We start from the raw sequence: 18,673 nt of genomic DNA, 5'->3' as shown, positions 1-18,673 counted from the left end.
ACGATTGGCGCGGCAAAAGACGTGCCTTCCAGGCCGCCATTCTCGCCCGACTTCACACCGACAACGAGAAAATTCGCCTGAACCAACGGATCATCACCGGCGATCGTCGAATAGCGCGCCATTGACGCCTGCTTCTTGGTGCCGCCGTCTTTGCTAAGCGCTCCGACAAACAATGTGCTCGGTGTATCGATCAAGCCAAGATTAAGCTCGTCATAGACGGTCAGAATGCTGCCACCAATGATTGCGGCAAATGACTCATCCACGGCGCCGCCATTGGAATTGCCTGCCGCTTTGACGAACACGGCACTGCCAGCTTTGGCTTGGGTAATAATCGAGTTACCCAGCGCACCAAGGTTAACCGTGCCACCGACCGGTTCCGCCAGTGCAAAGCTTAAGTTTACCACGTTCAGATCCGTGCCTGTCGCGCTGTAGTAGCGGGTAACGTCGAAAAGCACGTTTTCATTATAGTCTACGCCCGCCATCAGAACGCCATCTGACGCCAGAGCCGCTCCCGGTGCCACAAGCGAAGCTTGAAGCGTGGTCCAGGCACCATGCGATTGACTTTGCGACGTCCCATCAAGGTTGCCCGACAATGGGGTGCCATAGAAACTGTCGATAACGATCAGGTGCGATCCAACACCGGTAAAACTGCCGCCAAGCTGGGTTTCATCGAATGCAAGCGCCACATCGGTGTGCATCCATGAGTAATACCCATCCACCGTGCTGCCGCCGCCGTTGCCGCCATTTCCGCCGCCGCCACCTGGGCCACCGCCGCCGCCGCCGCGTCCCTGCGCATCAGCCGCCCCCGGCGCCATCGCCACCAGCGCAATTGCGACTAGCGGGATGAAGGATTTCTTGAGCAATGTCATCTGTGCTTCCTTCCCGTAAAGCAGGCGAGAAAAGTAACACGGACGTGAAGACGTTCAAAAAAATCTCTTAAAAAACGTCGTTTCGGACATTTCTTGCCGGATTTTGTCTGGTTTCTGGAAACAATAGGCAAAATCGCTCGCGATTATACCGGCAACGGGATTCCAAACCATTCGCGAGTCATTTCTTGCTTGAATAGCCAACAACCCCGCAATTTCACAAGACCTAGGCGTCCGCCGAACATTCAGACCGGGGCCAGCTTTCGGAAAATCTTGCAGGTTTAGAACGCTCGTTGCCGTTCCTCGTCGTTTTTACCTCTCAGCCACATTCGCTTGAACCATACTTTTGTAGAGTTCACGAATCCTCTGTGTCACTGGTCTTGCTCCAGTTCCGATCGGTTTTCTGTCGATCTCGGCAACGGGTGTTTGCGCTCCGAACGTGCCGGTCAAAAACGCTTCGTCAGCACCATAGGCTTCGTAGAGCGAATAGTTTTTCTCCCGCACGACAATGTCATTGTCACGGCAAAGGTCGATGACCTTCTGACGGGTCACCCCGTTCATGCAATAATCCCCGGTCGAGGTCCAAACCTCGCCCTTGCGCACAATGAAGAAGTTGCAGGCGTTGGTGGTATTCACAAACCCATGCGGGTCCAGCATCAATGCCTCGTCCGCCCCGGCTTGCTCGGCCTGCAAACAGGCGATCACACAATTCAGCTTGGAATGGCTGTTGTATTTGGCATCCTGGCTCATGGGCAGACCGCGCACCTGCGGAACAGTGGCAAGACGAATACCCTTGGATTGCAAAGTCTCAACTGGCTTGGAATGCTCCATGATGATCACCAACGTCGGCCCCGACCGGCTGAGCGAGGGATGCTGAAACGGCTTCACCTTAACGCCGCGGGTTAACATCAATCGGCAATGCACATCCGAATGCATGTCATTCGCCGCCGCGGTGCGTGTAAGAGCATCCAGAATACCTGCGCGGTCCATGCCCACATCCAGCGACACCGATTTGCACGATGCAAAAAACCGATCCATGTGTTCGTCGAAGAAGGCCCATTTGCCGTCATACAGGCGCATTCCCTCCCACATGCCATCGCCCAGCATAAACCCGCTGTCGTAAACCGAGACTTTGGCTTCGTCGCGATGGACGATGTCGCCGTTCACATAGATCCTGATATCCCGGTTGCGCAGATCTTCATCAGCATCATGGGTGGTCGGCTTTGCTTCAATCATGTTCACATCAGCCTTGTCGGCAGGATTAAGTCACTGGGGGCAATGCTGCCCTCCGCATCAAGGATTTGCAATTCCTGTGTTCGACAATTACCGCGACCGGATCTGCAAGCGCCATGGCTCGCAATGCCGGAGCGCCAAAATCAAAGCTCTTTATCGGCGCGGTTTTCTCGCCATCGAAGCCGTAGGTTTGCACCGATTCTGGCAATGGGTTCTGGTGGAAGCCGCTTTGGAGCCTTTGACGCAATCACGCGATCAAGCGTTGGAGATTGCACATTCATCGCCATATCAGCAGCCAACATGCCTGCCAATGTGCCCTTAGTCGTACCCAACCCATTCTGGACACAGGCAGTGTAAAGCCGCTCATCAATTTCTCCAACGACTTGCACGTTATTCAGGCTCAGGCACAGCCTCCCGCCCCATCTGAACTCCATGCCAACGTTCCGCAGTTTCGGGAACCTTGCATTGAAGGCGCGGTCATGGTCGCGGGCAACATCGTCAATGCGGCCGGACGACACTTCCATTGATGGGTCGAATGTGAACCGGTTCCTGACCACAATCCGATCACCACCTTGACCCGAAATGCGACGAACGGTGGTACCCACTGGATCTGCTGGTGTTACACCCCAAATGAGTTCACCACCAAGCCGAGAAACTTCATCGGGCGAAAGTTGGCGCGTCATCGACGCATAAGTGAAGACGTGCATCAGACGTCCAGGCAAGAAGCCAAAGCTGTTCAAATGCCCGTTGACGGCTAGTATAACCCGTGACGCGGTGATCTGGCCTTTCGGAGTTTTCGCGATCCAATCGCCATCGCGTTCCAAACTCACAACGGGGCTTTGCTCGTGAATGACCACACCGCTTTGCCCAAGCCCTTCGGCCAAGCCTCTTACAAAAAGGGCGGGCTGGATTATTGCGGTGCCGGGCGTGAACAATCCACTTCGATAATAGTCCGTTCCGGTGATCTGGCGCATTTTACTGGCATCGTAGATTTCGAAGTCTTCACCAAGTGCACTCAGATGGTGCGCATAATTCTGGTTGTGATCCTCGCCCTTTGATGTTGCAGCCGCATTGATTTTGCCCGACCGCGAAAATGCCTCGTTCGAAAGATTGAAATCCGTCGCCATCTGACCGGCAAAATCTATACCCACCCGGTTGTCGACGATCTGCTCGAGGTCGGCCTTATGTGAGCCGCCGTAATCTTCTGACGACAAATCATGCGGCAGATCGATCATGAAGCCCGAGTTGCGCCCTGATGGACCATCGCCCACGCGCGTGGCATCAAGCACGACGATCCGGTCGCCCGGACAGTTTTGCGACAGCCTGCGCGCCGCGGCCAGCCCGGCAAACCCGGCTCCGATAATCAGCCAGTCAGCGGTTTGCGTGCCTTCCAGCGGGGTTGGCGCCGGGGGCTCGGGCAAAAGCCGGTTCCATCCTGCGGGCCCCGGATCTTTCGGAAGCCTTTTTACGTTGATCGTCATGTTCAGTGAACTTGATTGAGGGCTTCTGCCGCCGGAATCTCGCGTTCGCGACGGGCGATATAGTCCCGCAACGCTTCGTCCGTTGCCTGCTCAAGCTTTGGTTCCTGATATTCCGACAACAGATCGCGCGCCCGCTTCAAGGCGCGTTCGGTTATCTCGACCGAGCCATCGGCTTGCCACTGCTCAATGGAATTGTTGTCAAACATCTCGGGCATGAAGAACGCGCGCTGAAAGTTCTCCAATGTATGCGGATGGCCCAGATAGTGACCGCCCGGCCCGACATCCCCGACCGCCGCCAGGGCCTCGTCGAAGTCATCCCATCGGATGCCTTCTGCCATGCGATACCCCATGGCGCACATCTCGGCATCCACCACGAACTTGGCCATCGAACAATGCATTCCAGCTTCGTTCCAACCCGCCGAATGCCAGATGTAGTTGGCCCCAGCCATCAACACCGCATTCAAAGTCATTGCACTTTCGTATCCGGCCTGGGCGTCGAATGTCTTGGCACCGCCAAGCGTGTTGGACGTGCGCCAGGGCACACCATAATACCGCGCCATCTGACCGATCATGAAGTTCATCAGGCTGATTTCCGGCGTGCCGGCCATTGGCGCACCTGACTTCATCGATACCGTCGAAAGGTAATGCCCATAAATTGCCGGGCAGCCCTTTCTGATCACTTGCGTATACGCCAACGCCGAAAGCGCTTCGGCATTTAGCTGGGCAACAGTTGGTGCCACAGACGCGGGTGTATTTGCACCACCAAGCACAAACGGTGAGCATAATACGGGTTGGTTCTTGCGGCAAAAGGCCCGCATGGCCCCCAGCATGGTTTCGTCCCAGACTAGCGGCGAGTTTCCGTTGCAATTGCCGGTGACAACGGGGTGGGTTTCCATAAAATCTTCGCCGAACAGAATGGCGCACATGTCAATGACGTCTTCAGCGTTTTTGGGGCTGGTGATCATGCCCATGAACGTTTTGTCGGAATGCTTCATCGACGAATAGGTGATGCGCAAGTGGCGCTGGCTTATCGGGTGATCATAAGGTTCGACGATATGGTGCGCCGACGAATGGATCGCGGGCAACATGTGGCTAAGCTTGTGAAAGTTCGCCAGGTCGTCCAGCGTCGGATTTCGCCTCACATCGTCAAGGTCACGCAAATATGGCGCACCAGTCATCGGCACGAATATCGAGTGATCGGCACCGAACGGTAGGTTATTTACCGGGTTTCTGGCGTGATAGGTAAAGGTCTCCGGAATTGTTGCGATCAGCTCGCGCACCAGCCCGCGGTCCAGATAGACCATCTCACCATCGACTTTCGCGCCGGCTTTGCGCCAGTCCTCCAGGGCAATGGGGTCTCGGAACTGAACCCCGACGTTTTCAAGAATGTGCATCGAGGCTGCATCGATACGTTCGACTTGCCCCTGGTCCATTGGCTCGGTCAGCGGCAGGCGGCGCTTGAGCGCTGGCAGCATCGACACATCGCGGGTCTGGCGCTGTGCCTTTCGATTGCCGCGCCCCCGACGGGCTGTTCCCACAGCTGCAACACTCATCCCACATTATCCCCGTCACGTGGATCAGTCAGATTGATCCATATTGTTTTCAACTCGGTGTATTGGTCGTGGGCGTGGATGCCATTGTCGCGGCCACCAAACCCGGATTGCTTGTATCCACCAAAAGGCGTCGAAGCGTCGCCCTCTCCGTAGCAGTTCACAGTGACGGTTCCCGCCCTTATGTCGCGCGCAGCCCTCATCGCGGTTCGCACATTGGACGTAAAGACGCTGGCGGCCAGTCCATAGGCCGTATCGTTGGCAACCTGAATTGCCTGATCCGTCGATGCAACTTCGATAACGCTCAGGATCGGGCCAAAGATTTCATCCACGGCGCGATTATCGTCCTGCCTGACTTCATAAACTGTTGGCGGCACGAACGGACCATCGACCTTACCACCAGCAAGCGCGTCGCCTTTCAGGTAAGTGGAAACCTTCGTCACATGTTCTGCATCAATCAACGCGCCCAAGTGATTTGCCGGATCAAGCGGGTCTCCAGTTTTCCAGTCCCGCAAACGGGCCTGTATGCGTTCCAACAATGGTCCCTTAACCGACTTGTGGACAATCAGGCGAGACGCGGCAGAGCAATTCTCGCCCATGTTCCAAAAGGCAGCATTGACCACATGCTCGGCCACATGATCCAAATTTTCCGCATCTTCCAGAACGACCGCCGGGTTCTTGCCACCGCATTCCAGAACGACTTCCTTGAGGTTGGAATCCGCAGCATAGTGCAGGAACCGGCGTCCAGTGTCCGTTGACCCGGTGAACGTCACCATGTCGACATCCATGTGACGGCCAAGTGGTTCGCCGACTGATGGCCCATCCCCCGGAAGAACCTGCAAAACACCGCGAGGCACACCAGCCATATGCGCAAGTTCGGCCACCCGCAGAGCAGTCATCGACGTCTGCTCGGCTGGCTTCACAATCACCGAACACCCTGCCGCCAGGGCAGGAGCAATCTTCCACGCAAGCATGAGAAGCGGAAAGTTCCATGGCAATATTGCAGCCACAACCCCGATAGGTTCGCGGACTATTAAACTGATTGCGTCGTCCCCGGCCGGGCCGGTCTGATCATATATTTTGTCGATCATTTCGGCGTGCCATTTGATGCAATGCATCGCCTCTGGGATGTCAACAGTTACGCAATCGCGGATTGGCTTGCCGCTTTCCAGACTTTCCAGCACCGCCAATTCGCGTTGGCGACGGGTCATAAATTTTACGAGCTTGATCAACACGTCCTTGCGGTGTGACGGATGTGCTTTTGACCAGTGACCCTGATCAAACGCCTCGCGCGCTTTTTGAACAGCAACGTTAACATCATCGGCACTGGCAGTGGCAATTGTCGCCAACGTCACTCCGGTCGCCGGATTTACAGTCGGCATTTTGGTGCCGCTGCTGGGCCGAAACTTCCCGTCAATATATGGGCTTGCCGGGAAATCCATGTCAGCGGCAATTGCTGCGTATTCCGCGCGTGTGAGAAGTTCTGTCATGACGGCGCTCCCTCGATAGCCGCGATTGCGGTATTCATTGTTCGAATGACCTCTTCCAGTTCGCGCCGCTGATCCTTGTTCAATGGCTGCAGGGGCTTGCGAGGAGGTCCGGCATCAATACCACGCATGGTCAGCCCGTGCTTGATGCATTGAATAAAGGCACCGCCCTGTTCAAGAACCCGCATCAGCGGCAACATCGCTGACATGATCGCCCGCCCCTTCGTAAAGTCGCCTTCAACGGCACAGGCGCGATACAGCGCAATATGCGCCTCGGGCGCAAAATTCGAACCCGCACAAACCCACGAGCGTGCACCCCAGGCAAAGAACTCCAGCGCCTGGTCGTCCATGCCGCAGGACAAGGCGATATGTGGGTAATCTCGTGCCAGCATGTGCAGCCGATTAGGATCGCCCGAGCTTTCTTTGATGGCACAAAAATTTGGGGATCGGCCCAATCGATCCAGACATTCTTCATCCATGTTGACCGACATCCGGCCGGGGTAATTGTAAAACATCACAGGCAGGTTGGCCGCGCGGTCAACAGCAAGCGCGTGCAGCGCAATCTCGCGTCCGGTTGGATAAGCGTATGGGGGCGTCGCGATTAGCAACGCGTCGGCACCAGCCTCTTTCGCGGCTTGCGCAAACATCACGCTGTCTTCGGTACGCATAGCTCCAGTACCAACAATCATCGGCACGCGCCCATCGATCAGATCACGGGCGCGGCTCATCAACTCGATCCGTTCTTCGGTGGACTGCGCATAATATTCACCCGTTGTCCCGGCAACGATCAGGCCATGGACTCCCGCATCGATCAGATGATCAATGACCGCCGCCAGTGCCTCATCATTCAGCGAAAAGTCTGAATGATATGGCGTAACCAAAGGTGTGTAGATACCTTCAAACTGCATTTTGCAGCTCCTCCAGAGAAACAACATTTGCGGGCAGCGGATCCGGACGCACAAAACGCTCCATTCGGTCGCGGGAAAGATCCCAATGCTGCAAGGTCAACTCCATCGCCAGGGCAGACTCGCGCGCTTCAATCGCAGTGATCAAGGCATCGTGTTGCTCGACGGCTTTTCCTATCAAAGCCTCTTCGGCAGACTCAGCGGGACGATAAAACGTCTGGCTTAGACGTGTGTGGTCGATCAACAGCCGATCCATGCAGGCCATCAGATACGAATTATGGGCCATTTGGCCGATTAGTTCGTGAAACAGAAAGTTCGTGATCGCGGATTTATTCGGATCCAGGTGTTTTGTTGCCTGTGCAAACTTGACCTGAAGCTCTTTCAGCATGTCCAGCTGCTCTGATGTCCGGTTTTCCGCTGCCAGATAGGAAATATTGGAATAAACCAGCGGCGCTGTCTGAAAAAATACCCGCATGGTCGGCAGATCCATGGACGCCACTTTTGCCCCCCGGTTGGCTTGTAGTCGAATGTATCCCTCGCCCGATAAGCGTTGCAGGACTTCCCGAAAAGGCGTGCGCGAAATGCCGTATTGGGCCGACAGCTTTGCTTCATCCAGGTCAGACCCCGGCTGCAAATCCATTGAAAGAATGCGCCTTTTTAGGTCCTCAAGACATTTCGATTTTGCATCTTTGGACATGTGATTCCTTTCGTATACATTTTGTATACAAAATCACATGGAGTTCAAGAGAACTTTCAGGCAGCCAATTTCGACTTTCACCGGATGCAGCCGGATGTCGCCCTTTAGTAAAACGCTCGCGACAACGAGCCGAACACTGGCACCATCAGCCCTGAAAGGGATAGGTCCGAAACCGGCGGGCTTACTTTCAACGACCGGTTGACCGGCTTGCGTCCAAATCGAATGTTGCTTGCATCGGTGTTTCGGGTTTTGCCCTGAAAAGCTGGCCAGATTACCATCACCGACAACCAACGGGAAAAACGATATGCGCTTAGGTGTTATTGGATGTGGAACAATTGCACGGCCCGCGGTTGAAGGCATTGCCTGCGACGTGCACCAGATTACAGTCTCCGAACAAAGTTCAAGTCACTCCAAAGCGCTGGCAGCGGCCTATGACAATATCAGTGTCGCCGACAATCAAGGCGTCGTAGACGCAAGCGATTTGATATTCTTGGGGTTGATCGCCGAGGATGCTCCCAAAGTCCTCCGGGAGGCTAAATTTCGTGATGACCAGAAAATAGTTTCTTTCATAGCAGCGGCCACTTTGGAACAGGCTGGTGCAATGACTCGGCCTGCGCCTGCCGTGGCGATCATGATGCCGTTTCCCAGCATAACTAGGGGCGGAACTCCGATAATGGTACAGGGTGATACCGCTCTGGTCGGTGAGATAGTTGGAGATCACAACAGCGTTTTCTCCTTGAAAGACGCCAAAGAGATGGCCTGAACCCACTTCGACTCTCTGCCCCTAACGACGCAAGCCCGCCGCCAATTTCCTGGCGGGACCTTTCTCTCAATCTGGGTAATATCGCTTGGGCGACAAACCAAACCCGGCAACGTCGTCGCTGCCTGCCCCTGCACTCCGAAGTGAAACGACCATCAAAGCCGACCTCGCCGCGTTTCATCCGCCCAAATTAGGGGCAATCGATCACTCGCTGTGCAATATTAAGTTGCCGTTGGAGACTAAAAACTCAACCGCAGCTTTGCAGTGGCGGCAGCCGTTTTGAGTCTTTGACCTTGATCTCACCACTCAATTAGATTGGCCGAAACAAGACATCGCCAAGGACCGAACTGATAATCAAAATAAGCCTGCGATGTCCCTTCGACGACAACAGGCGGTTCGATATTGATTACTATGTGAACACTCACGCCCCCATGGCTCGGGATCTGATGGGCTCCGCACTGAAAGGGTTTGAAATTGAACACGGGATCAGCGGTCGAGAGCCAGACACAAAGCCAACATATGTCGCAATTGCCCACTTGTACTTTAACTCTGTAGATGCCTATAAATCATCCTATGGACCACACGCTGCCGAGATCCAAAACGACATACCCAACTACACAGACATCCAACCAATTATGCAAATCAGCCGTGTGGAATGCTCGGATGCGCCAAAGGTAAGTTAGCACCGCGCTTCACCCAGCGAGAATTACAGTTCTCGTCTTCAGGCTCTGCCCAGTCGTTCGCTGCAAATGTCACCAATGACTGCACCGCGGACTTAGTTGCCACACGGTGTGAATATTCCAACGTTTGCTTTGATCGAACAGCTGAAGACCAGACTTTGGCAAACTGAATGCTATGGGCTGTGAAAATTTTAAGACCCCAATGGGACGTACAAGCATTTGACCTCGATCACGTCTTGATTGCTCTGCAACTCAATTCCAGGCACTTCCAGACTGCACAGATGGTAATCCCCGTCGTGGGATTGAAATAGTCGCTTGTCATCAAATCGGATGACATCGCGGACACCTTGGACTTTAAATCCATCTGCGGTTGCTGTGATCAGGCGCGGTTCTGCTCTCTGGCAATTGATGTCTGGACAGCAAGCCGGGTGAATCCACGGCTTTGCTGAAACTTCCGTTGCCGAAAGGGTGGCGATACAGATTATCGCTATGGGCTTCACTATGCTAAACACTATTTGATGGCCTTGTTTCGCGTCAGCCTTTTAAGAGCTTGGGTTCGGTTGGAATGTCCCGAAATGACTCTGAAATTGTTCTGAAATCTTCCGAACACGCGCATCAGGCCCGTGTGTTCTCGGTTCACGAACTGACACTTCGGACAGGAGAAGGCGTAGTTGTTCCCCTTCGCCGACAGTCCGCACAAGTCCTGACCGCCTTGATCGCAGCTGACGGGAAGATACTTTCAAAAGACGCATTGATAGCTGAAGTTTGGGGAAAATCTGCGGTCACGGATGACAGCCTGACCCAGTGTATTTCAGACATCAGGAAAGCGCTGGATGACGATGATCATCTTCTCCTGCAGACACATGCACGAAAAGGCTATGCACTTATGCGCGCAGATGGTGCAGCGTCACGTAATATCTGGTTCAGCAAGCGGGGCCTGGCCTCGGTCTTTGGCGTGGCAGGGGTTGCTTTGTTGTTAGCCGTTTCGTTGTGGCCGGATCGCGACTCATCCGAAAAACCAGCGATCGCGGTCCTAGCTTTCGAAGATTTCAGTCCGGCGCCCGACCAGGGATATCTAAGCGACGCGGTCGCTGAGGGGATAATCACCGAGCTTGCCCGGTTTGCGCCCTTTTCAACCATTGCCCGAAATTCCAGCTTTTCCTTTCGGGGCAAGGCTTTGAGCATTGAAGAAATTGGTGAGGCGCTGAAAGCCGACTATGTGCTGGAAGGAAGTCAGCAGAAGCTAAACGAGAAACTGATCATAACCGTTCAGTTGATCGACGCCAGCAACGGCCGGCACATCTGGGCTGAATCCTATGATGGTTCAGTGAGCCAGTTGTTTGAATTTCAGGCTGAGATCATTCGCCGCGTGGCTTCGACGGTGGGAGGACAACTGGCAGTATATCCGAACCCAACAGGAACTCGGGAAACCATCACGGCGATGCATCTTGCTGCGAAAGGCCTACAACATCAGCGCAAGTCGGGACCGGAGAACAATAGGAAATCCCAGTCATATTTTGAAGCTGCAATAAAGGCGGACGCAAATTCCTCTAAGGGCTATCTAGGAATGGGCTTTTACTACAGAAACATGGCTTGGTATGCAGAAACTGAAACTGAGCGAAACGCCATGCGGGGGAACGCGGTGGCAATGCTTGAGAGAGCTCTGGAACTCGATCCCGAGAACTATCTGACTCACTACTTGATGGGTCATTTGCACGCGGATGCAGGTGATCTTGATCTGGCCCGTGCGCGCTATGACAAGACCAAGCTGCTCAACCCCAGTTTTTCCAACGCATTTGTCGGCAGCTCACCACCATTGATTTATCGTGGCGATCTGGATGCGGCGATCGCCGATATTCAGCATGGTATGGCGATTGACCCGCTCCATCCGGAATGGTTTCACCGCTATCTTGCTTGGGCATACTGGTCTGCCGGAGACTGCGGGGCCGCGAAATCTGCGCTCGATCAATTGTCGAGACCAAGTCCTAACGCTTTGAAAACCAAAGCGGCGGTTCAAGTCTGTTTAGGCGAAACAGCAGACTCGCGAGTGACGGCGCAAGCGCTTCTTGAGCGCGAACCCAACCTTACGATCTCGATGGAGCGTGACAACTTTGATGGCCTTTGGACCGATCCGGGCAAGCTGGAGGCGTGGTTGGACGCGTTGCGTCTAGCAGGTTTACCAGAATGATCTGAGCGGTCGAGAAGCTGCCATTCATGCGCGGTGCAGCATTTGGAACTTTGGGCTCGAAGTTGCCCCTCGCTGCGCCAACCACCAACGACAGCTGAGCGGACATTCCCGCTGTTGACTAAATTATTCCAAACAGGGATTTTCCGTCTGCTGCCTATCTAGTTTAGGTGAAGTTGAATGCTAGTTTACTCCAATCCTATCCGCACGAAACGGGTCGTTTCCCTTGGGTCGGACATGGTACCAGAGTAGGGCAACTGGAAACTGGATCTTTCAACAATGACCAAAGCCGCCGCCCTAACCTTGGATCTGAACTCCACTATTATGTTGGTGTTGCTTGCCGCGGTTTGGGGAGGGTCATTTTCCTTCGGTGAAATTGCGCTGCGCGAAGTTCCTCCACTCACCATTACACTGCATAGAGTAATCTGGGCCGTACCGTTTTTGGCGCTGATTGTGCTTTTCAAAGGCATTACGGTTCCTCGATCCCTCCGAGTTTGGGGTGCTTATTTGGTGATGGGCGCGCTGAATAATGCCGTTCCCTTTTCACTGATTTTCTGGGGGCAAACGCAGATTGAAAGTGGGCTTGCTTCCATTCTGAATGGAACGACCGCCATGTTCGCGGCCGTTGTTGCAGGTCTTTTGCTTCCGGATGAACCATTGACCCCAAAGAAAATCATCGGTGCTGCTTTGGGTATTGCGGGTGTGGCTTTCATTATGGGGCCGAGTGCATTGACCGAGTTTAATCCCAGCAATCTTGCTCAGCTCGCCATCCTTGGAGCTACGTTGTCTTATGCATTTGCGGGTGTCTGGGGTAAGACAGCTCTAGCAGGCCAGCCTCCGCTCATGAACGCACTCGGAATGTTGATCGGCAGTACAGTATTGATGATACCAATCGTGTTCATGTTCGATGGGCCACCAAACCTTTCTCTCTCTGCAAGCGTGTGGGGCGCTCTTGTCGGCATGGCAGTTCTGTCGACGGCACTGGCATATTTTCTCTATTTTGCCATTCTGGCACGCGCTGGAGCCGCCAACCTGTTGCTGGTCACTTTGCTCATTCCGCCATTCGCCATCGGGCTCGGAGTGATGTTCCTTGGGGAGCAAATGGGGCTGGAAGCGTGGATTGGGTTCGCCATTATCGCATTGGGGTTTGCAGTAACTGACGGACGCTTGTTTTCGTTCCTATCTCGAAAATTTTCGACCTGAAGCGGTCGTCCGTGGAAGTTACTGCATTGGCCGATATGATCTCAAACAAAACATACCCAAAATCAAAAACCCCCGCCAGTTTCCCGGCGGGGGCTTAATTCTCAATCACGGTAAAGTCGTTCGACCGACTTACCAGTCCTCGCGAACAATCGTCCGTGTCTTGACCGGCAGTTTCATCGCAGCAAGGCGCAGGGCCTCGCGGGCGATGGCGTCGTTGACGCCGTCGATCTCGAACATCACGCGGCCAGGCTTAACCTTGCAAGCCCAGAAATCGACCGAGCCTTTACCTTTACCCATACGAACTTCGACAGGCTTCGAGGTCACCGGGGTGTCTGGGAAGATACGGATCCAGACACGGCCCTGACGTTTCATGTGACGCGTCATAGCACGACGAGCCGCTTCGATCTGGCGCGCAGTCACACGCTCAGGTTCGACCGCTTTCAGACCATAGGTGCCAAAGTTCAGGTCCGAGCCGCCTTTGGCTTCGCCCTTGATCCGGCCTTTATGCATCTTGCGGAATTTGGTGCGCTTTGGTTGCAGCATCTTATCAGCTCCTTAGTTCCGACGTCCGCCGGCACCACGAGGGGCCGGGCCGTCCTGAAGCTCTTGCTGACGACGATCGCGTGCCGCAGGGTCGTGCTCCATGATCTCGCCTTTGAAGATCCAGACCTTGATGCCGATGATGCCGTAAGGCGTCATGGCTTCGGCCAGCGCATAGTCGATGTCAGCACACAGGGTGTGAAGCGGCACGCGACCTTCGCGATACCATTCCGTCCGTGCAATTTCCGCGCCGCCAAGACGGCCCGCAACGTTCACACGAATTCCCAGTGAGCCCATGCGCATTGCGTTCTGAACGCTGCGCTTCATGGCGCGGCGGAAAGACACACGGCGCTCAAGCTGCTGTGCAATCGATTCAGCGACAAGCGCCGCATCAAGTTCTGGTTTGCGAACTTCAACAATGTTCAGGTGCAAATCACTGTCAGTCATTGTCGCGATCTTGCGACGCAGACCTTCGATGTCAGCACCTTTTTTGCCGATGATCACACCCGGACGAGCCGTGTGGATTGTCACGCGGCATTTCTTGTGCGGACGTTCGATAATGACACGGCTGATGCCGGCCTGCTTGCACTCATCCTTGATGAATGCACGGATTTTGATGTCTTCCAGCAGAAGATCACCATAGTCTTTCGTGTCGGCATACCAACGGCTATCCCAGGTCCGGTTGACCTGAAGCCGCATACCAACGGGGTTTACTTTATGACCCATTATGCTTGCTCCTCAATCTGGCGGACCTTGATAGTCAGTTCCGAGAACGGCTTGATGATTTTGCCAAAACGACCACGCGCCCGTGGACGGCCACGCTTCATCGTCAGGTTCTTGCCAACATAGGCTTCCGCCACGATCAGCTCATCAACATCAAGGTTGTGATTGTTTTCCGCATTGGCGATGGCCGACTGAAGACATTTCTTCACATCGTCCGAAATGCGCCGCTTCGAGAAAGTCAGGTCCGAAAGGGCCTTTTCAACTTTCTTGCCACGGATCATGGCTGCCAACAGGTTCAACTTCTGCGGTGACGTGCGCAACATGCGCGTCTTTGCCATCGCTTCGTTGTCCGCCACGCGGCGAGGATTCTTTTCCTTGCTCATGGCTTACTTCCTTTTCGCTTTTTTGTCGGCAGCGTGACCGTAGTAGGTGCGTGTCGGCGAATACTCACCGAACTTCTGACCGATCATATCCTCGGAAACGTTTACCGGGATGTGCTTACGGCCGTTGTAGACACCAAAGGTCAAACCAACGAATTGCGGCAGGATTGTCGAACGACGCGACCAGATCTTGATGACCTCGTTGCGGCCCGACTCGCGGGATGCTTCGGCCTTTTTGAGGACATAAGAGTCAACAAAAGGACCTTTCCATACTGAACGGCTCATCTTAGCGGCCCTTCTTCTTGGCGTGACGCGAACGCAGGATCAGCTTCGACGACGCCTTGTTCTTGTTCCGGGTGCGTGCACCCTTTGTCGGCTTGCCCCATGGCGAAACCGGATGACGGCCACCAGAGGTCCGGCCTTCACCACCGCCGTGCGGGTGATCAACCGGGTTCATCACAACACCACGCACAGAGGGGCGGATGCCCTTGTGACGGTTGCGACCGGCTTTACCGAAGTTCTGGTTCGAGTTGTCGGGGTTCGAAACCGCACCAACCGTTGCCATGCATTTCTGACGCACCAGACGAAGCTCGCCCGACGACAACCTGATCTGCGCGTAACCACCGTCACGACCAACAAACTGAGCATATGTGCCAGCCGCACGCGCGATCTGCCCGCCCTTGCCTGGCTTCATCTCAATGTTGTGGACGATCGTGCCGATTGGCATGCCCGCGAAAGGCATCGCGTTGCCCGGCTTTACGTCGACTTTCTTGCCAGCAATGATCTTGTCGCCAACAGCCAAACGCTGTGGGGCAAGAACGTATGCCTGCTCGCCGTCTTCGTATTTAACCAGCGCGATAAACGCAGTCCGGTTAGGGTCATATTCGATCCGCTCGACCGTGGCCGAAACATCGAACTTATTCCGTTTAAAATCTACAATCCGGTAAAGGCGTTTTGCCCCACCACCACGACGACGCATCGTGATCCGTCCGGTATTGTTCCGGCCCGCCTTCTTGCTCAGTCCCTCAGTGAGGGCCTTAACAGGGCGACCTTTCCAAAGCTCCGAACGGTCAATCAGCACCAGCCCGCGCTGGCCCGGCGTCGTCGGCTTATACGACTTGAGTGCCATGCTTTCTGTCTTCCGTTTGCTTGGCCGACGGGAATTTGCCCGCCGGTTGGTTTATAGGCCCCCGTAGGTGCCCGAATTCTGTTGGGTTTACCCCAAAAGCACACCACCCCGGACGAATCCGAGGTGAGCGTTCGGGCGGCTTGTAGCGGGGTTGGGTGGGGGTGGCAAGAGTTGCTTCGCGAATTCTGTGGGCCGGCGTCAAACGCAGCCAATTGCCGGCGGGCAACTGCGGCGAACGGCTGACATGAGCCCATACTACCGAACGCTGTACTATGTTCGAACGGCATCATTTAAAAGCGACACTTTGGCCAGACGGGCTCGGATCAAATCAACTGCCGCTTGTCATAACGGCATCTTCAACGAATTTAACGAACTTCGGGTCGTAGATTTTCTTCCCGTATGGGCTCTTCTCCCAGCAATTCGACATAGGGGGTCCTGAGTAGAACGCAGCCACCAATCGCTTCAGGTCGTTTAGGTCTTCTGGAACGGTGATGGATTGAAACTGCCCCCAATGCAGCCTCATCCAAATCTGACAGATCGTATCGACTTGCAGTGTGGCATCGACGCTTAAGTCCAGCTCAGAGCCTAACTCTTCGTATATTGGTTCCAGATTGGATGACTTGACCCAGTTCTCGCGCAGCTGCTGATTGTTCACCATCGCAAGATCGATTTCTCTGGCGCCCTCACCTCTCGCCGTTCGAGAGGTATCTGCCGCTGAAAGCCGCGCGAACCTGATCTGAACGGCGATGTAGATCAGGGAAATGACCAGTGCACACGCACCGACGATCTGTGTGACTTCCGATATTGTTTCCCAAGGCATGTTTGGTTCTCCTCTTCCGACCTTTCTCGGTGTTCCTCTCTGACTCCGATTCCGGTTATCAAAGCGGCTTAGCTAAAGGCGAAAACCGTTCGCGCCAAACGACGCAACGCTTCGCATCTCGGTGTTCGTAAGCGTCCATTGCGGCCTTCGGGTCCATAGTGAACGCATTCTCGGCGTCTTCACCCAGTGCTGTCAGGCGCATCGAATACCACGCCGTGACACCTCCGCGCGGCGGCGCGACGAACATTGGAAATTCCGGATCGCCGCCTGCATCACTGAGCCAAGCATTTGCCAGCGACGGGTTCAAAACCATCGCGCGGGCAAGGCTGATGCCATCGGCAGAGCCATCCTGAATGGCTTTGGCTGCCTGCTCACGGGTTTCAAACCCGCCGGTCAGAATAATGGGGATAGATGTGATGGACTTGGCGCGTTTGGCAAAGTCGATGAAATAGGGCCCGGACGAGGAGACTCCATCAGAGCTTGATTCAGCTCCGGGAAAATACGTTCCGCCGCTCACGTCGATTAGGTCCGCCGATGTTGCATCAAGCAGTCGCACAACCTCCAGCGCTTCGTCCTGCGTCAAACCACCCTCGAGCATGTCGGTAGAGTTGATCTTGATGCCAATTGGGTAGGCTGGCCCGACAGCGTTCCGCACTGCGTCAATCACTTCGCCGATGATACGGAAACGCCCGTCGATCGCGCCGCCGTAGTAATCTGTCCTGCGGTTGAATAGCGGGGACAGAAACTGGCTGAAGAGAAACCCGTGTCCAGCATGGATTAGGACGCCACCGAAACCGGCCTCCTGTGCAAGTGCAGCAGCTTGAGCGTAAGATCGAGGCAGGTCTTGGATTTCATCCAAAGACATGCCGTCGCATTTCAAACCCTCTACATCCAGCGGTGACGGCCCTTTGGGAGTGCTAATTGGTCCATGCGCCAAGGCACCAGCATGACCAAGCTGCGGCCAGATTTGCGCACCTTTCGCTGAGCCGCGTTTCGCCAATTCATGCAAGGCTGCCAAGTCTGCGTCCGGCACCAAGACGAGGTTGCTTGGTTTCTCGGCGTAATGCGGGGTGGTCTGCACCTCACCAATCAGCGACAGCGCCGCACCTCCCTCCGCCCATCTTTCATACAGGCGTATCTGAGCTTTGGTCGAGTTTCCGGCACCATCGCCAAGGGAGTCAGACATCGCCGATTTGATAAGGCGGTTCTTCAAGCGAACGCCACAGGGCAGGTCCAGCGGTTGTGCCAGAAGGTCGATTGCGTCCTGGGTTTCCATGTCATCCCTCCATCGGAATATTTCGATTTGCCATTTTAATGGCGCACAATTCAGAGCAGGTGCGCTCATTCGTTTGTCTTACGGTTTTAGAAGTTCGTTTTGGACGGCGGTCAGAAACGCCTGAATGCTTTCTTCGTCTCGGCGATAAAACGTCCATTGTCCGTGGCGTTCAGCCTTCACAAAGCCTGCTTGTTTCAGCAATCCCATGTAGTTCGAGATCGTGGATTGCGATAGCTTCGCCTTTTCCTGAATGTAAGCGACACAGACACCTTCCAAGTCTTCGTGTCCCGGTAAGGCAGACGGAAAGTTCGAGCGGTCCTTCAGCCACTCAAGAATCTGGCGGCGCGTCGGGTTGTTCAGAGCTGATATTGATTGATCGATGTCCATAAATCGAAATATCTCGATATTTATCTTGTTGTCAAGCTAGCCTGCGTTGCCAAAGCAGCCTTTGGCGCAGTTGCAGCGAAATGGCGCTCCGTCCCGCGGAGCGGGCATTAATCTCTCCACCTTCACCCATTAACTACCCCTTAACCTTCCTTACCCTCAACCCCACATCTGGGGGCGTTGCCGATTTCGGACCCTACGTGCACCGACGCGATACCGACGTCATACCGACACGATACAGACACCTCGTTTCCACCCATATCCCTTAAAACAAAGGCGTTAACCATTTGGGATGTTGCCTGCGCACGCAGCCCCCACCGAACGTTGCGCAAAACGAAAAAGCCCCGCCATACCCGGCGGGGCTTTCAGCTTTC

General features: G+C 54.7%; 18 protein-coding genes and 1 pseudogene. 5 read left to right on the top strand and 14 right to left on the bottom strand.

All coding sequences use genetic code 11. The annotated features are described in order from the left end of the window. The first annotated feature begins 720 nt into the window (after window positions 1-720). A pseudogene (locus tag GKR98_00525) lies at window positions 721-807 on the top strand (nuclease). Between the two features lie 371 nt (window positions 808-1,178). On the opposite strand, the gene GKR98_00520 reads toward GKR98_00525, so the two are convergent. The 6 genes from GKR98_00520 to GKR98_00495 all read right to left on the bottom strand — a co-directional run bounded on the left by GKR98_00520 (window position 1,179) and on the right by GKR98_00495 (window position 8,219). Further along, window positions 1,179-2,102 (bottom strand): aminotransferase class IV, encoded by a 924-nt coding sequence (locus GKR98_00520; protein ID QMU56820.1) that lies wholly within the window; start codon window positions 2,100-2,102, stop codon window positions 1,179-1,181. A 140-nt stretch (window positions 2,103-2,242) separates the two neighbouring features. After that, window positions 2,243-3,580, bottom strand: a complete 1,338-nt coding sequence (locus tag GKR98_00515; protein QMU56819.1) for an FAD-dependent oxidoreductase — start codon at window positions 3,578-3,580, stop codon at window positions 2,243-2,245. A 2-nt stretch (window positions 3,581-3,582) separates the two neighbouring features. Further along, window positions 3,583-5,133, bottom strand: coding sequence for a trimethylamine methyltransferase (locus GKR98_00510; protein ID QMU56818.1), 1,551 nt, complete (start codon window positions 5,131-5,133; stop codon window positions 3,583-3,585). Next, window positions 5,130-6,620: an aldehyde dehydrogenase family protein gene (locus GKR98_00505; protein ID QMU56817.1), complete on the bottom strand. Its 1,491-nt coding sequence runs from the start codon at window positions 6,618-6,620 to the stop codon at window positions 5,130-5,132. Before GKR98_00505 ends, GKR98_00510 begins: the two co-directional genes overlap by 4 nt. Next, window positions 6,617-7,525: a dihydrodipicolinate synthase family protein gene (locus GKR98_00500; GenBank protein QMU56816.1), complete on the bottom strand. Its 909-nt coding sequence runs from the start codon at window positions 7,523-7,525 to the stop codon at window positions 6,617-6,619. The genes GKR98_00505 and GKR98_00500 overlap by 4 nt, the downstream gene beginning before the upstream one ends. Then, the gene (locus tag GKR98_00495; protein ID QMU56815.1) at window positions 7,515-8,219 is read right to left on the bottom strand and encodes an FCD domain-containing protein; all 705 of its coding nucleotides are present in this window, start codon (window positions 8,217-8,219) and stop codon (window positions 7,515-7,517) included. Before GKR98_00495 ends, GKR98_00500 begins: the two co-directional genes overlap by 11 nt. A 304-nt stretch (window positions 8,220-8,523) precedes the next feature. Between GKR98_00495 and GKR98_00490 the strand changes: the two genes are divergently transcribed. The 4 genes from GKR98_00490 (at window position 8,524) to GKR98_00475 (ending at window position 13,047) form a co-directional block, all read left to right on the top strand. Further along, complete coding sequence (locus GKR98_00490; GenBank protein ID QMU56814.1) at window positions 8,524-8,982, top strand: hypothetical protein; 459 nt, start codon at window positions 8,524-8,526, stop codon at window positions 8,980-8,982. 311 nt (window positions 8,983-9,293) lie between these two features. After that, window positions 9,294-9,662 (top strand): EthD family reductase, encoded by a 369-nt coding sequence (locus GKR98_00485; protein ID QMU59917.1) that lies wholly within the window; start codon window positions 9,294-9,296, stop codon window positions 9,660-9,662. A gap of 562 nt (window positions 9,663-10,224) precedes the next feature. Next, complete coding sequence (locus GKR98_00480; GenBank protein ID QMU56813.1) at window positions 10,225-11,847, top strand: hypothetical protein; 1,623 nt, start codon at window positions 10,225-10,227, stop codon at window positions 11,845-11,847. Window positions 11,848-12,168: 321 nt separating this feature from the next. Next, window positions 12,169-13,047 carry an EamA family transporter gene (locus GKR98_00475; protein ID QMU59916.1) on the top strand — a complete coding sequence of 293 codons (879 nt, stop codon included), beginning with the start codon at window positions 12,169-12,171 and terminating at the stop codon, window positions 13,045-13,047. A 129-nt stretch (window positions 13,048-13,176) separates the two neighbouring features. Here GKR98_00475 and rplP read toward each other — a convergent pair whose 3' ends face one another. The 8 genes from rplP to GKR98_00435 all read right to left on the bottom strand — a co-directional run bounded on the left by rplP (window position 13,177) and on the right by GKR98_00435 (window position 18,302). Continuing rightward, window positions 13,177-13,590 (bottom strand): 50S ribosomal protein L16, encoded by a 414-nt coding sequence (rplP, locus tag GKR98_00470; protein QMU56812.1) that lies wholly within the window; start codon window positions 13,588-13,590, stop codon window positions 13,177-13,179. Between the two features lie 12 nt (window positions 13,591-13,602). Beyond that, window positions 13,603-14,313, bottom strand: coding sequence for a 30S ribosomal protein S3 (gene rpsC / locus GKR98_00465; protein QMU56811.1), 711 nt, complete (start codon window positions 14,311-14,313; stop codon window positions 13,603-13,605). Continuing rightward, the gene (rplV, locus tag GKR98_00460; GenBank protein QMU56810.1) at window positions 14,313-14,693 is read right to left on the bottom strand and encodes a 50S ribosomal protein L22; all 381 of its coding nucleotides are present in this window, start codon (window positions 14,691-14,693) and stop codon (window positions 14,313-14,315) included. Before rplV ends, rpsC begins: the two co-directional genes overlap by 1 nt. Before the next feature lie 3 nt (window positions 14,694-14,696). Next, the gene (gene rpsS / locus GKR98_00455; GenBank protein ID QMU56809.1) at window positions 14,697-14,975 is read right to left on the bottom strand and encodes a 30S ribosomal protein S19; all 279 of its coding nucleotides are present in this window, start codon (window positions 14,973-14,975) and stop codon (window positions 14,697-14,699) included. A gap of 1 nt (window position 14,976) precedes the next feature. After that, on the bottom strand, window positions 14,977-15,819 hold the full coding sequence (gene rplB, locus GKR98_00450) for a 50S ribosomal protein L2 (GenBank protein ID QMU56808.1): 843 nt from the start codon (window positions 15,817-15,819) through the stop codon (window positions 14,977-14,979). A 328-nt stretch (window positions 15,820-16,147) separates the two neighbouring features. Continuing rightward, window positions 16,148-16,639: a hypothetical protein gene (locus tag GKR98_00445; GenBank protein ID QMU56807.1), complete on the bottom strand. Its 492-nt coding sequence runs from the start codon at window positions 16,637-16,639 to the stop codon at window positions 16,148-16,150. Between the two features lie 58 nt (window positions 16,640-16,697). After that, window positions 16,698-17,915 carry an oxidoreductase gene (locus GKR98_00440; GenBank protein QMU56806.1) on the bottom strand — a complete coding sequence of 406 codons (1,218 nt, stop codon included), beginning with the start codon at window positions 17,913-17,915 and terminating at the stop codon, window positions 16,698-16,700. A gap of 78 nt (window positions 17,916-17,993) precedes the next feature. Then, complete coding sequence (locus GKR98_00435) at window positions 17,994-18,302, bottom strand: helix-turn-helix domain-containing protein (GenBank protein ID QMU56805.1); 309 nt, start codon at window positions 18,300-18,302, stop codon at window positions 17,994-17,996. Between the last annotated feature and the right edge of the window lie 371 nt (window positions 18,303-18,673).

Source organism: Boseongicola sp., from assembly GCA_014075275.1.
Lineage (GTDB): Bacteria > Pseudomonadota > Alphaproteobacteria > Rhodobacterales > Rhodobacteraceae.
The sequence above is the reverse complement of the archived record's forward strand: the minus strand, read 5'-3'. Positions and strand labels throughout refer to the sequence as shown.